This is a genomic window from Vibrio sp. KUL78, from assembly GCF_059725505.1.
Genome location: NZ_AP045837.1, coordinates 2,395,245 through 2,408,761 on the forward strand (window position 1 = coordinate 2,395,245; position 13,517 = coordinate 2,408,761).

Annotated in this window: 13 protein-coding genes and 1 pseudogene; 4 read left to right on the forward strand and 10 right to left on the reverse strand. The window is 45.0% G+C overall.

Annotated elements, in window-relative coordinates:
- Nucleotides 1-520 precede the first annotated feature (520 nt).
- Nucleotides 521-928: an H-NS family histone-like protein gene (locus AC6I8Y_RS11120; protein ID WP_042476854.1), complete on the forward strand. Its 408-nt coding sequence runs from the start codon at nucleotides 521-523 to the stop codon at nucleotides 926-928.
- A gap of 53 nt (nucleotides 929-981) precedes the next feature.
- Here the strand turns inward: AC6I8Y_RS11120 and AC6I8Y_RS11125 are convergent.
- Nucleotides 982-2,287, reverse strand: a pseudogene (locus tag AC6I8Y_RS11125) (inosine/guanosine kinase).
- 251 nt (nucleotides 2,288-2,538) lie between these two features.
- Between AC6I8Y_RS11125 and mnmA the strand changes: the two are divergent.
- From mnmA to purB, 3 genes are all read left to right on the forward strand, one after another.
- Entirely contained in the window at nucleotides 2,539-3,648 is a 1,110-nt protein-coding gene (gene mnmA, locus AC6I8Y_RS11130; RefSeq protein ID WP_042476848.1) for a tRNA 2-thiouridine(34) synthase MnmA, read from the forward strand.
- A gap of 34 nt (nucleotides 3,649-3,682) precedes the next feature.
- Nucleotides 3,683-4,300: a high frequency lysogenization protein HflD gene (gene hflD / locus AC6I8Y_RS11135; RefSeq protein ID WP_042476845.1), complete on the forward strand. Its 618-nt coding sequence runs from the start codon at nucleotides 3,683-3,685 to the stop codon at nucleotides 4,298-4,300.
- 366 nt (nucleotides 4,301-4,666) lie between these two features.
- On the forward strand, nucleotides 4,667-6,037 hold the full coding sequence (gene purB / locus AC6I8Y_RS11140) for an adenylosuccinate lyase (RefSeq protein WP_128648469.1): 1,371 nt from the start codon (nucleotides 4,667-4,669) through the stop codon (nucleotides 6,035-6,037).
- 112 nt (nucleotides 6,038-6,149) lie between these two features.
- Here purB and AC6I8Y_RS11145 read toward each other — a convergent pair whose 3' ends face one another.
- From AC6I8Y_RS11145 to htpX, 9 genes are all read right to left on the reverse strand, one after another.
- The gene (locus AC6I8Y_RS11145; protein WP_498020194.1) at nucleotides 6,150-6,686 is read right to left on the reverse strand and encodes a DUF3833 domain-containing protein; all 537 of its coding nucleotides are present in this window, start codon (nucleotides 6,684-6,686) and stop codon (nucleotides 6,150-6,152) included.
- Nucleotides 6,687-6,698: 12 nt separating this feature from the next.
- Nucleotides 6,699-7,250 (reverse strand): chalcone isomerase family protein, encoded by a 552-nt coding sequence (locus AC6I8Y_RS11150; protein ID WP_042476838.1) that lies wholly within the window; start codon nucleotides 7,248-7,250, stop codon nucleotides 6,699-6,701.
- Nucleotides 7,240-7,728: a DUF2878 domain-containing protein gene (locus AC6I8Y_RS11155; RefSeq protein WP_498020195.1), complete on the reverse strand. Its 489-nt coding sequence runs from the start codon at nucleotides 7,726-7,728 to the stop codon at nucleotides 7,240-7,242. Before AC6I8Y_RS11155 ends, AC6I8Y_RS11150 begins: the two co-directional genes overlap by 11 nt.
- Nucleotides 7,729-7,784: 56 nt before the next feature.
- The gene (locus AC6I8Y_RS11160) at nucleotides 7,785-9,038 is read right to left on the reverse strand and encodes a class I SAM-dependent methyltransferase (protein ID WP_498020196.1); all 1,254 of its coding nucleotides are present in this window, start codon (nucleotides 9,036-9,038) and stop codon (nucleotides 7,785-7,787) included.
- A gap of 11 nt (nucleotides 9,039-9,049) precedes the next feature.
- Nucleotides 9,050-9,823 carry a DUF1365 domain-containing protein gene (locus AC6I8Y_RS11165; RefSeq protein WP_498020197.1) on the reverse strand — a complete coding sequence of 258 codons (774 nt, stop codon included), beginning with the start codon at nucleotides 9,821-9,823 and terminating at the stop codon, nucleotides 9,050-9,052.
- Nucleotides 9,823-11,118, reverse strand: coding sequence for an NAD(P)/FAD-dependent oxidoreductase (locus tag AC6I8Y_RS11170; protein ID WP_498020198.1), 1,296 nt, complete (start codon nucleotides 11,116-11,118; stop codon nucleotides 9,823-9,825). Before AC6I8Y_RS11170 ends, AC6I8Y_RS11165 begins: the two co-directional genes overlap by 1 nt.
- Nucleotides 11,119-11,138: 20 nt before the next feature.
- Nucleotides 11,139-11,864 carry an SDR family NAD(P)-dependent oxidoreductase gene (locus AC6I8Y_RS11175; RefSeq protein WP_498020199.1) on the reverse strand — a complete coding sequence of 242 codons (726 nt, stop codon included), beginning with the start codon at nucleotides 11,862-11,864 and terminating at the stop codon, nucleotides 11,139-11,141.
- 4 nt (nucleotides 11,865-11,868) lie between these two features.
- A complete protein-coding gene (locus AC6I8Y_RS11180) occupies nucleotides 11,869-12,288 on the reverse strand; it encodes a nuclear transport factor 2 family protein (RefSeq protein ID WP_042476828.1) in 420 nt (139 codons plus the stop codon).
- Between the two features lie 183 nt (nucleotides 12,289-12,471).
- Nucleotides 12,472-13,347 (reverse strand): protease HtpX, encoded by an 876-nt coding sequence (gene htpX / locus AC6I8Y_RS11185; RefSeq protein WP_234495542.1) that lies wholly within the window; start codon nucleotides 13,345-13,347, stop codon nucleotides 12,472-12,474.
- Between the last annotated feature and the right edge of the window lie 170 nt (nucleotides 13,348-13,517).

The following is a 13,517-nucleotide window of genomic DNA, read 5'->3' on the forward strand; positions in this document are numbered from 1 at the left end:
GCCAAGTTAAAAGAATGTTCTTTCTCTTGCATTAGGTGCGAGCCATTGTACTTATCAGAACACCAAATGCAACACGAATGATGTTGCAAGTGAGTAAAGATTATGTCGACTTTGTTAGGGTAATTTCTTTCCCTATACCGTATTTGATATTATATATGCCACCAATGACATATCTTGTTGTCAGCATCCATCATTAATTGCTATTAATTTAAAGAACTATTTAGTTGCTTAGAAATTCGAAACAATTCGTGACAAGTAAACTCGATTTAGCCGAGTATTAGTACAATATGCAACAAAATCCACTTTTCATACATCAATAATGGAGAAAAGTTCATTATTGATTCAAAACAGATTTGATTTGGTGTGGCACTACTACTTTGAAGTTACTTTCAAGAGTTGAATTATCAGAGTTTTGTAAGTTTTCTTATTTTTACAGTTTTAATATCACGAAAATATTGTCAATTAGTTGTTTGGTGTTTATTATTAATCCGAAACTAATAAATAATCTCATGGGAATGTCATGTCTGAATTAACCAAAACTCTACTAAATATTCGTAGCCTACGTGCATTTGCTCGTGAACTTACTCTTGAGCAACTAGAAGAAGCACTAGAAAAGTTAACTACTGTTGTCGGTGAAAGACAAGAAGCTGAAGCTGAAGAGCGCGCAGCTAAAGAAGCTCGTGAAGCTAAACTAAGCGAATACGCTCAAATGATCGCACAAGACGGTATCGACGTTGAAGATCTTATTGCAGCATTGTCTGGTGAATCAAAAGGCAAAACTAAGGCTAAGCGCGCCCCACGCCCAGCTAAGTACAAATACGTAGACGCGACTGGCGCTGAAAAAACTTGGACAGGTCAAGGTCGTACACCTTCTGTAATCCAAGCAGCACTAGACGAAGGTAAATCACTAGAAGATTTTGAAATTTAATTTCAGTCTTAATGTGGATTTATAAAAAAAGCGCCAATAATTGGCGCTTTTTTTTATCTTTCCCAATATGCCTCTTCTAGGCTGTCCTCTCTCTCTGGTAACCCTCGAGACAGGCGTGGGGAATGTTGTACTAATACTTCATAACTCGCTCTATTTGAGTACTTACATACTTGAGAAAACGACGAATAACTCAAGAAAGTATGTTGATGCTTGCTCGAGTTAGGCACATTTTCTTTATGGTATTTATTTGCTGCCATGTCATGCAATAGTGCCGACAATGCCGCATCCCCTGCACCATTGGTATTTTTAATCTTTTCTGGACCGCCCATATATGGCGCAATATGTGAATAAACTTTAATAGGATTTTCACACGCCTCTTTAACAGCCGGGCGACTAAATTCAAAACGGTTAAACTCTGCAATACAACCCGGCAATAATGGCAGCGATGTCTCTCTTTTTGCCTCTTCTTCTGTATATCCCGCCATGTATAGTCCAACCGGACCGGCAGTGCACAGTACTAAGTCAACCCATTCTAGTGCTTTATCTGCTGCAGCCAGTGGATCAGTTTCCCCAGTTAAGGCTTCCGCCTCGTCTTCGTTCATGGCTACAACGGATACATGTTGTTTTAGGAAATCACGCCAATATTGCGGATCATCTTGAATAACAAAGCGTGTACCTAGAGTAAGTACAACAGGAACGTTATGCTTCTTTGCATACTCGATGGCACGCATCGTCGCTTCTGGCATTGGGTCGCCATCTTTACAACGAACTAGATAAGCAGTCAGTACTAAAGCTGATGCCTTTTTTGAAAATCTTTTCAGGGATACTATCCGCTTCTAACTGATTCATTTGACCTTCGCTGATCGCGAAAGTACGTTCACCGTCTTCTGTAATTAAAGTAAAGCATCGACCGATCGCGCCATCGACACCTTGAAGATAGTTCAAATCCATACGGCTAGACGTGTTACATAGATATCGGTAACCGTAGCTGCCTATTTTAATGTCTTCACTCATTACACCAAGTAGTACCGATTTATCATCCGCGAGTACAGAGTAATTATGAAGCGTATTACCAATTGTTCCTCCTGCATACTCGTTGGTAATAAGTTCTTTCTCTTTAAGCTCTTTATATAGAGCTTCAGCCGCCACATCATCAATGACCAGAGAGTGACCTTTACTCAGACCAAATTTTTCGATCACACTACTGTCTACTTTTGCTTCGATATCAACCAAGGTTTGGTCAATACCAATAATGTGCGTTCTCGACATCTTTTTGCTGTCTTGAGATTGACTGACAAGCAAATCTCTTTCATGAACTGGGAAGTAATGCTTTGACTTTCTTTGGCCTGGGAATTTCATACGGTTGTCTTCGTAATAGATTAATTAAGGAGGATCAGGGCGGCGATTCTACCTCTGTATAGTTTACCTCGGCAACATAGGCAAACTTAGCAAACGTTTACGTAGCGTTTTTTTTTCTTATTACCCTTGATTTTCTCCATTTCGGAACACACTTACCTCCTCTTAGAAAGTGTGATTTAGTTCGCGGAACTGTATTGCTGGTTTCGTTTCTGCTAGAATCTGCGTCCAATTAAATTAGGTGGTATTTATACATGTCTGATAACAGCCAAAAGAAAGTGATTGTCGGTATGTCCGGCGGTGTAGACTCCTCTGTTTCTGCCTATCTTCTGAAACAGCAAGGCTACCAAGTTGAAGGCCTGTTCATGAAGAACTGGGAAGAAGATGATAACGAAGAGTACTGCACAGCAGCAGAGGATCTCGCTGACGCACAAGCGGTGTGTGACAAGCTTGGTATCCACCTGCACACGATCAATTTTGCCGCTGAATATTGGGACAACGTGTTTGAATATTTCTTAGCAGAATACAAAGCGGGTCGTACCCCTAACCCAGACATTCTTTGTAACAAAGAAATCAAGTTTAAAGCCTTCTTAGAATTTGCAGACGAAGTGCTAGACGCGGATTATATTGCGATGGGTCACTACGTGAGCCGCACCTTCCCAGAGAACGGTGAAAAGCCACAAATGCTACGTGGTCTAGATAGCAATAAAGACCAAAGCTATTTCCTATACACTTTGAGTCACGAGCAAATCGCAAGAAGCTTGTTCCCTGTTGGCGAGCTTGAAAAACCCGAGGTTCGTCGCATTGCTGAAGAGCAAGGACTTATCACAGCGAAGAAAAAAGACTCGACTGGTATCTGTTTCATCGGTGAGCGCAAATTTACAGACTTCTTGTCTCGCTATTTACCGGCTCAACCAGGTAAAATTGAAACACCAGAAGGTAAAGAAATTGGCGAACACCAAGGTCTTATGTATCACACGTTAGGTCAACGTAAAGGTCTACACATTGGTGGCCAAAAAGGCGGCGGCGGTAACGAAGACCCATGGTACGTGGCTGAAAAAGATCTTAAGCGTAATGTACTGATTGCAGTGCAAGGTGCAGACCACCCACTGCTTAAGTCAAACGGCCTTCGCGCAGCACAATTGCACTGGGTAGATCGTCAACCGATCACTGCGCCACTGCAATGCACAGTAAAAACTCGCTATCGTCAACAGGATATCCCTTGTACTATTATTCCTATCGACGATGACAACATTAAAGTGATCTTTGATGAGCCACAAGTGGCAGTCACCCCAGGCCAGTCTGCTGTATTCTACAGTGACAACGTATGTCTTGGTGGCGGTATTATTGAAGAGCGCATCTAAAAACAATTCGCAGATTATTTTTTAGGAGAACTACGTGGCTAATACACTTTATGACCGTACGATAGCGTTTGCAGGGATTTGCCAAGCCGTTGCCCTTGTACAACGAGTTGCTAAAGACGGTTACTGTGATTCAGACGCGTTTGAAACCTCTATCAAAGCAATCACCAACATGAACCCGTCAAGTACGCTTGACGTGTTCGGTATCGAGTCTGACTTAAAAGTCGGACTTGAGTGTTTGGTGAATGGGATCGATAGCACCCCAACAGGGAGCGAGATCACGCGCTACATCATTAGCCTTATGGCATTAGAGCGTAAGCTAAACAGTCGAAACGACGCAATGGCGCAACTTGGCGATCGCCTGCAAATGGTTGACCGTCAGCTAGAGCACTATGAGCTCCTCGATGAACAAATGATTAGCAACCTTGCAAGCGTCTATCTAGATGTTATCAGCCCTATTGGTCCTCGAATCCAAGTAACAGGCACACCCGCTGTGTTGCAGCAAACATCCACACAGCAAAAAGTGCGTGCGTTGCTTCTATCCGGTATTCGTAGTGCGGTACTTTGGCGTCAAGTTGGCGGCAAACGCAGACACTTGGTGTTCGGTCGTAAGAAGATGGTCGAGCAGGCTCAGATTCTTTTAGCTCGAATGTAACTCGGAAGTAATTTGTTACCGAGCTTTTACCGAGAAATTAGTATCAATTTAGAACTGGTACACGCTTTAAGTAGACCCCTGCCTGCGCAGGGGTGACGACTATTTGGGGTTTGTACAATACAAGACTATTGGCATTCCACTGGCCGTGCGCCTACGCAGGCAGGAATCTTCTCTAGGCTTGGTGCGTGCTTTAAGAATGCTCTATTAGAGGCATCAACGACAAACACATACAAACTCGCACGGTGTGCGAGTTTACTTTTGTACCAAAATAAAATTAACGCAAACGTTTGCGCAATCTTCGTGACAAACGGCGCAGTTATTGGTATAAAGCTCACGAAATTTAGAAACTCAATTCAGGAGAACATCATGGAACTGTCAGCATTGACTGCTGTTTCACCAGTAGACGGCCGTTACGGTAGTAAGACAACTGCACTTCGCAGCATCTTTAGTGAGTTTGGCCTACTTAAGTACCGCTCTATCGTTGAAATTCGTTGGTTGCAAAAACTAGCAGCAACGGATGCAATCAAAGAAGTTCCAGCATTCAGTGCAGAAGCTAACCAGTTTCTTGATGAGCTAGCAGCTAACTTCAGTGAAGAAGACGCAGCACGCATTAAAGAGATTGAGCGTACGACTAACCACGATGTTAAAGCGGTTGAGTACTTCCTAAAAGAGAAAGTAGCGGGTGTACCTGAGCTTCACGCGGTAAACGAGTTCATTCACTTCGCATGTACTTCTGAAGACATCAACAACACGTCTCACGCCCTAATGCTTAAAGAAGCTCGTGACACTGTCGTTCTTCCTGAAATTCGCAACATCATCGATGCTATCAGCAAGCTTGCTGAAGAGTACCGTGATATTCCTCTGCTTTCTCGTACACACGGCCAGCCTGCATCTCCTTCTACTATGGGTAAAGAGATGGCAAACGTTGCTTACCGTATGGAGCGTCAATACAAGCAAATCGAAGCTGTAGAGATCCTAGGCAAAATTAATGGTGCGGTTGGTAACTACAACGCTCACCTATCTGCTTACCCAGAGCTAGACTGGCACAAGTTCAGCGAAGAGTTCATCACTGAGTCTCTTGGCGTAACTTGGAACCCATACACAACTCAGATCGAACCTCACGACTACATCGCCGAGCTATTCGATGCGATTGCACGTTTCAACACGATTCTAATCGACTTCGACCGTGACGTTTGGGGTTACATCGCTCTAGGTCACTTCAAGCAAAAAACTATCGCTGGTGAAATCGGTTCTTCAACGATGCCGCACAAAGTTAACCCAATCGACTTTGAAAACTCAGAAGGTAACCTAGGTCTAGCAAATGCTGTATTTGCTCACCTAGCACAGAAGCTACCTATCTCTCGTTGGCAGCGTGACCTGACAGATTCAACGGTTCTTCGTAACCTAGGTGTTGGCTGTGGCTACGCTATCATTGCTTACACTTCAACACTTAAGGGTATCAGCAAACTAGAAGTGAACCGTGAAGCGCTTCTAGCTGAACTTGATCAAAACTGGGAAGTACTCGCAGAGCCTGTACAAACAGTCATGCGTCGTTACGGTATCGAGAAGCCATACGAGAAGCTAAAAGAGTTGACTCGTGGTAAGCGTGTTGACGGCGAAGCAATGCGTAACTTCATCGACGGTCTAGAGCTTCCTGAAGCCGAAAAAGCACGTCTAAAAGAGATGACACCGGCGAACTATATCGGTCAAGCGATTGAGCTAACTGACAAGCTGTAATTCTCGATAGCTCTCCTTAGCGATAAGCTAATTTGAGGACAAAGTAAAGCGGCGGCGATAGTAATATCGCCGCCGCTTTTGTATCTGTTACATACGGCCCACTTTGGACTAGCTACTGCTTTTGAAAAAAAAGGGTGATCGTTCCGACTTCCATACCAAACTTACGAATGCTGGTTAGGTTAAATAGATGCTTGTCGTCTTGACGGTACATCCAATCATCAAATGCTACAGTGTAGGTTGAGCCGTCAACTTCCAATTCAAAGTCGTACTGCCAACGAAGCGCATTGCCGACCACCTCTCCTTTGGCTTCTCCAATGATATCGTCAGCGCGGCCTTTGTATGTTCCATCGGCTAATCTGTCTATCGTCCAAATACGCTGATCGAGTTCTCCGTCGTCAAAAACAAAGTCTTCCACTAGCGTAATCTGGTCGCCTTGCACAGTTCCGACAATCACCACCTCAAAGCGACGAGTTTGTTTGTCAGTATAGTCTTGTACCATGCCCCAAGCCTTAGTTTCCCCCTCAAAGTACTCGAACAAGTTAAACTCAGGTGTAGATGCTTGGTAATCCTTTAAATCAGCACTGCAAGCGCTTAGCAATAGGACGAGAGGGAGTATCAAGCATGTAGCCAACCACTGCACACGTTTCATTATTGTTCCTTATTATCGGTTCATACCTATAAGCTGTGCTCTCAGCTTGGGATATTGAGTGTTATTGCCCAACCAAATTGACAGAAACCCATCATTAAGCGACTCATCTTCAATACGCCCAACTTTCTGCATAGGTTTGTCACTGTTTAGATAGTAGAAACTGCCCGATGAACCGTCAGTCACATAAATAAGCTGATGGCCGTCTGCGACACTCGGAAAAATGTCATACAGTTTGGCTATCCATCGACTGCGAGTTTCCTTGTCAATGCCCATTTTCTCCCATTGATCGAGCGTGGCTTCGAGTAGTTGCTCTCGGCTAATGTCACGCTGGTATTCAATGCGCAAAGCGACTGGATGAGGTGACACGTCGCTACTCAATGCATACGTGCCTTGCGGCGCAAGCAGCTGCGAGCGATATATATCAAAAAAGAGCCAAGAGAGCTGAGCCTCTCCAACGACCTTCCACTGCCCCCAACCTTCATAACTCACGGGTCTATCGCTGGTTGCAGAGGCGCTGCCTACAGCCAACGCTAAACATAATCCAAGTAACCCTTTAGCTTTCATGACTCACCTTCCGCTCTGAGTATGTGCTCAATCGTAGAACAACAAACACGATGGCAACCCATTGCAGAAACAGTAGCGCCATCATTGTAAAAATAGAAAGGTGTGTATCCACAGCGCCGAGCTTAAACCCTGCAAAGTAGCTGAGCGCTCCTGCCACACCACCTATCATTACTACGATAGAAATCGGATAAGAAGTCAGAAAGCTAGCAAGAAAGTACGCATACCAAGCGAAAATAAGCCATAGTGCCACAAGCCAAATAGGAAGCAGCGCCGCATCAAATACCAAAACGCCCGTGAGTGCATTCGCACTATCAACAACTAAACCAAGCCCAACAATGGCGCCCCAGATGGGTAGAGACAGATTGAGCTTGTTGAAGGTGGTCGCAACGGTAATCACGGCGAGAGCAAGTGCGAGCCACTGAAAGCGCTCTTGACCAAAAACGGACAGCGCCCACATCAACTCGAACCAGGTACTCACTATCAACAACTTCCATCCTCGAGTCATGGCCACTTTACTCCACTTGGCTGTCGCTATTAGCCACGCTGAAACGTGATATGAACTGTGCTAATGCTCTTGGCTCTAAACCCGCCTTCGCAGTAACAAAAGTAATAGCGCCACATTCTAATAAAGCGCTCGTCATAGCCGAGCTCACGCACTCGAGTGAGAGCGTTCTCAAAACGAAGTCTCCAATCGACAAGCGTTTTGGCATAGTCTTGCCCGATATCAAATAGGTCTCGAACAATAAGATCAGTGTGCTTTGTGCTGTTAGCAGTGAGCGCCGTTATCGATGGTAAAAAGCCACCAGGGAAGATGTACTTTTGGATGAAATCCACATTATCAGAGTAATAGTCGTAGCGCTGGTCTGCGATGGTTATGGCTTGAATCGCCATCAATCCCTTGGGTTTTAGCAGCGATTGGCATTTCTTAAGATACGATACGAGGAATTGCTTACCAACGGCTTCGATCATTTCAATCGAAACAAGTTTGTCGTATTGCCCCTCAAGCAAGCGGTAGTCTTGCTTGAGCAAGGTAATCTTATCTCCGAGTCCCTCTTTCTCAACTTGTTGCTGAGCGTACGCGTATTGCTCTTCCGAGATTGTCGTTGTCGTCACGTGGCAGCCGTAATGCTTTGCCATATAAATCGCCATACCGCCCCAGCCTGTTCCTACTTCGATCACTTGATCACTCGGCTTGAGTTTTAGTTGCTGACAAAGACGCTCCATTTTGTTGAGCTGTGCTTGCTCCAACGTATCGGTGTCTGCTTGGTAAATGCCTGAAGAATATAACATTCTGTTATCCAAGAATGTTTCGTAAAGGCTGTTGCCTAAGTCGTAGTGTGCTTCGATGTTCTCTTTAGACTTGGTAACGGTATTTCTATTCACCCAGTGACCAAGTTTGTACATTATTTTAGTGAGCATGCTCGATTTGTCTTCGATGGAATCAAGAGCAGCGAGATTAAGGGCCATCAGCTCCATCAGGGCGGATAGATCAGGGCTGTCCCACCAGTCATCCATATACGCTTCACCAGCAGCAATACTCCCACCTTGGAGCAAACGTCGGTAGAAATCAGGGTGTTTGACTTCGATAACCGCAGCAGGTTCATTTGACCGAGGGGCTCCGAAGCGTTCTTCAACTTTTCGACAGCTGTCGCCACTGGTGGAGAAGCTTTCAATGATAGTAAGCGTACCGATTTCTAGTTTTTGTAAACAACCAAACGCGACACCCTTGGCTGTTTTTTGGATGCCGGTCAACGTTTTCGGTACGTCTAGTGACGTTGTTTGTAACATTGGAATTCTCCCTAATTCTTAGAATTCGATTGCTGCGAAAATTCTTTATTTCTATTACCTGGGTGGTCGTATATTGGTACGCCTTTGCGCCAAAGCTTAAACGCGTGCCAATAAATGCCTACCACTATTTTTACGGTAAGAATCGGCGTTTTGACCAGTTGCTTCATCAGCGAAGACGAATTAAACGGATGTGCCTTCATCCGCAACGTTGCGTCAAACACCTTATTGTCTTTGTGACAAGCCAAATGAACAAAAAGCTTTTCTTTCAAAGGCTTGAGTTTCCATCGATATGTTTGTTCTATCGGGTTAAACGGAGAAACATGAAAGGCTTTCTCATGCTGCCAGTTCTCGCTATTTAGCCCTTGCTCGGCATTAACTGCGTAATAGTGCCTCTCATTCCACGGTGTATTACTCACCTCAGCCAATAAATAGCGCCACAGCCCATGCTCGTCATATAAATAGTAGAAATTAACCGGACTAAAATACAACCCGAGGTAGCGAAGGTGGCACACAGCGATAACCTTGCCGTTAATTTTATCCCCGGTGAGTTCATGCACTTTCTCTTGTACCGCTGTTTTTAAGTCACCTTCCCCGAGGTAGTCCTCACGCTTGAACCTAGCCCAATGCCACCAGCGCACACCGAAACCCCACACGTTTTTGCTCAGCATATCCAATTCATCAAGATCGATAGCAGGCATAAACAGCGGATAAGAGAGGCTGTGTTTTGTCGGTACAAAGCGACGATGCTCAACCTCTCCAATCATTAGGCGACTAGCAAGCTCCATCAGGCAGCTCCTCTTGACAGCGCACCTTGTTCATTTTGAAGCGAAGCCTCTTCTTGAATACCACGTATAACGTCCAGCGCGCTTCTTACGCCATCTTCATGGAATCCGTTGTACCAATAGGCACCACAGAACCATGTATTTCGACATCCCCACAGCTCCTCGCGACGCTCCTGGGCGGCAATGCTCTCGGTTGTGAATACCGGATGGCTGTAGTTAAAAGTCCTGAGGATTTTTGAAGGCTCGATCTTGGCTGCCGAGTTTAGCGATACACAGAAGGTAGACTCTGACTCAATATGCTGCAGAATGTTCATGTTGTAAGTGAGTGTCGGTAATCGCTGCTGCTCATCATCGCCGCCATCCAAGGCGTAATTCCACGATGCCCACGCTGCTTTGCGTTTTGGTAACAAGCTAATATCGCGATGCAAGACGACTTCGTTTTGCTGATATGCCATCGCCCCTAAAATCTCTTTCTCGTCGTCTGAGTGCTCTTCAAGCATATTGAGCGCTTGGTCGCTATGACAAGCGAAGATAACTCTATCGAACTGTTCCGTGACGCCATTAGATGTCACTTTAACCCCCAACGAGTCACGTTCCACTTTACTTACCGGAGAGTTCAAACGGATTCGATCCGCGAATCCTTTGGTGAGCGGGTCGATATAAGCTCTTGAGCCACCTTCTATGACATACCACTGAGGGCGGTCTACGACGTCAAGTAGTCCGTGGTTTAAGAAAAATCGCAAGAAGAAACGAAGCGGAAATGAGCGCATGTCGGCCAGCGTCGATGACCAAATTGCAGCGCCCATTGGTAGGATATAGTTTTGGGTGAAATAATCTGAGAAATCGTTGGTCGTTAAAAACTCTCCGAGAGTTTGCTCACTCAAGTTTGTATTGTCTGCGGAGGCTTTGGCGAGCTTATTAAAACGTAGTATCTCGAAGATAAACCGATAAAAGGTTGGACTGAGTAAGTTTCTCTTCTGAGCAAACAAAGTAGGTATGGTGTGCCCGTTGTACTCCAATCCATTCGAGGCATTTTTAACGCTGAAGCTCATTTGGGTCGGCACGCCTCTCACTCCAATCTCATTCATCATCTTAATGAAATTAGGGTAGGTTCTGTCGTTGTACACAATGAAACCTGTGTCTACCGCATAGCCTTTGCCATCGACCTCTACATCAACAGTTGCTGTATGTCCACCGATGTAATCATTGGCTTCGTACAGGGTAATGTCATGGTCTTTATGTAGATAGTAACCACACGTTAAGCCTGAAATTCCAGTTCCTACTATTGCTATTTTCATTGTTATTATCCTTGACCGTCTTAAAGAAGTTTACCTACCAACCTTGTTTGCCAACTGTAAGGTAATGCTGCAATTACCCTAAGTATTGAGGTAAACCGTTTTGGGAAATAGATGGTTTTTTGGCGCTTTTCGATGCCTTTTCGTATTGCCGATGACGCCTCTTCGGGCGTCACTATCATCGGCATATCAAAATCGTTTTTGTCGGTGAGCGGTGTTTTCACAAAGCCCGGGAATACGCAACTCAGCATGACTCCCTTTGATTTCCAATCTAACTGAAGTGTGCGGGTGATATAAGTGATTGCCGCTTTAGAAGCACCATAGGCCTCTGCTCTAGGGAGCGCGAGTTCACCCGCTATCGAACTCACCACGACGACATGGTGCTGCGCGTCGAGTCGATCTTGAATCGCTTCCAGAACGTTCACGCTGCCTATCACGTTTACGTTCATTACGCGAGCGACAAGCTGTGCATCCAAAACGCCATCATCAATATATTCGCAGTCTCCTGCGTTGATAATCCACAGTGTTGGCGGCACTGCGAGTGAGCTCACAGCTTGTTTGACCTGAACTGAGTCTGTGACATCAAAGCTAAGCGTCGTTACGTTCTCTCGCCCTGCTTTGACCTCCTCTAACTTGGTTTGTGAACGACCGCATGCGTAGACGTGGTGACCTTGGGCAGCAAAGTCTTCAGCCAACTGCCGCCCAATGCCGGATGATGCGCCCGTGATAAACACTGCTTGGTGTGTCATAGAATCACTTCCCTAGCCTTTGCTTGATGTTTTTTATCACCGCGCCAAGAAGAGGTATGTTCTCGTACAGCATCTCTCCTAAGTCAAAGTAGTCGCGGTGATAAATAACGCGATCACCTTTAAAACGAATATGACTGACACCGTTGACCTCAACAGGTTGCCCCCCGTTTAACTTCGGGTGCTTGAGTTTCATCGTCCAGGTCAGAAAGCCTGTGTCTTCTACCTGTTGGTGATGCTGAATGGAGAAGTCACATTGAATGACGTTAGTGTAGAGAGAATCAAAATATGCGGACAGTTGATCCCAGCCTTCGAAACGATGCGCTGAATCTTCAAATACCACATCCTTGTGATAGAGGTCTTCGAGCAAATACAGGTTGTCTTTGCTTAGTTTTTCATAAACCTCACTGACAGCTTCAATATTCATAACAACCCTTTGTTAGTTATACATTTGTTCTCAATGTACAAGTTAGTACACCTTAAAAGTTATACAAGTTTTTGCATTTCCAATTTTTGTATAACTATTACGGCGGGCCGTTTTGAAAAGATCAAAAAAAAGCTTGGAAAATTTTCCAAGCTTTTTAATAGGTTCGGTTCAATTAACGTCGTATTAGTACTGTTGGCTACGCAACGCGTCAATACGCTTTTCTAGTGGCGGGTGGCTCATAAGAAGCTCAGTCATAGAGCGTTTACCATTAATACCAAATGCCATCATTGAGCCTTCCAGTTGCGACTCTTGGCTCATCTTCAAACGCTCAAGCGCTGCAATCATCTTATGTTTACCAACAAGCTGCGCTGCACCAGCGTCCGCATGGAATTCTCTGTGTCGGCTGTACCACATAGTGATAAAGCTCGCTAAGAAGCCAAATACCAGCTCTAGTACCATAGATACGCCGAAGTAAACCATCATACTAGTGCCACCTTCTCCCTCTTCATTAGAGTTGTTTGAAGCAACGATGTTGGCAATAAAGCGCGATAGGAAGATAACGAAAGTGTTCACTACACCTTGCATTAGCGTCATAGTGACCATGTCACCATTAGCGATGTGGCTAACTTCGTGAGCAAGCACCGCCTCTGCTTCGTCTCTCGTCATGCTGTGCAACAGCCCTGATGAAACTGCAACCAATGAATCATCGCGTTTTGCACCTGTTGCAAACGCATTGATGTCAGGTGAGTCATAGATAGCGACCGTTGGCATGCCAATGCCAGCTTGCTGAGCCTGACGCCCAACCGTTTCTAGCAACCAATGTTCAGTTTCATTACGAGGGCTTTCGATAACCATGCCGCCTACAGAGCGCAAAGCCATGCTCTTTGACATCATCAAAGAGATAAATGAACCACCGAAGCCAAACACGGCGGCCATTATCAGTAACCCTGACAGGCTGCCTGGCTGCAAGCCCGTTGTCGCGTAGACGATATTAAGCACAATGCTCAACACCAATACCACGGCAAGGTTAGTCGCTAAAAAGAGTGCTATACGCTTCATTTACATTTCTCCAGATTAAGAAGCTCTATATTGTACAAATGCCTTTGTCGTTGTTTTCGGGTTCATCACTCTACAAAGAGTTTGAGATCCAAGTGGCATTTTTCGAATCTAATATATACATAGTGTCGTAGTTTTGAAATTCAAGTTTAAGCTTTAAATTGCAACAAAGC

Coding starts and splice junctions, on each gene's coding strand:
- purB (WP_128648469.1), top strand. CDS start 4,667: ATGGAACTGTCAGCATTGACTGCTGTTTCACCAGTAGACGGCCGTTAC.
- htpX (WP_234495542.1), bottom strand. CDS start 13,347: ATGAAGCGTATAGCACTCTTTTTAGCGACTAACCTTGCCGTGGTATTG.
- AC6I8Y_RS11165 (WP_498020197.1), bottom strand. CDS start 9,823: ATGGAGCTTGCTAGTCGCCTAATGATTGGAGAGGTTGAGCATCGTCGC.
- AC6I8Y_RS11145 (WP_498020194.1), bottom strand. CDS start 6,686: ATGAAACGTGTGCAGTGGTTGGCTACATGCTTGATACTCCCTCTCGTC.
- AC6I8Y_RS11180 (WP_042476828.1), bottom strand. CDS start 12,288: ATGAATATTGAAGCTGTCAGTGAGGTTTATGAAAAACTAAGCAAAGAC.
- AC6I8Y_RS11160 (WP_498020196.1), bottom strand. CDS start 9,038: ATGTTACAAACAACGTCACTAGACGTACCGAAAACGTTGACCGGCATC.
- mnmA (WP_042476848.1), top strand. CDS start 2,539: ATGTCTGATAACAGCCAAAAGAAAGTGATTGTCGGTATGTCCGGCGGT.
- AC6I8Y_RS11175 (WP_498020199.1), bottom strand. CDS start 11,864: ATGACACACCAAGCAGTGTTTATCACGGGCGCATCATCCGGCATTGGG.
- AC6I8Y_RS11150 (WP_042476838.1), bottom strand. CDS start 7,250: ATGAAAGCTAAAGGGTTACTTGGATTATGTTTAGCGTTGGCTGTAGGC.
- AC6I8Y_RS11120 (WP_042476854.1), top strand. CDS start 521: ATGTCTGAATTAACCAAAACTCTACTAAATATTCGTAGCCTACGTGCA.
- AC6I8Y_RS11170 (WP_498020198.1), bottom strand. CDS start 11,118: ATGAAAATAGCAATAGTAGGAACTGGAATTTCAGGCTTAACGTGTGGT.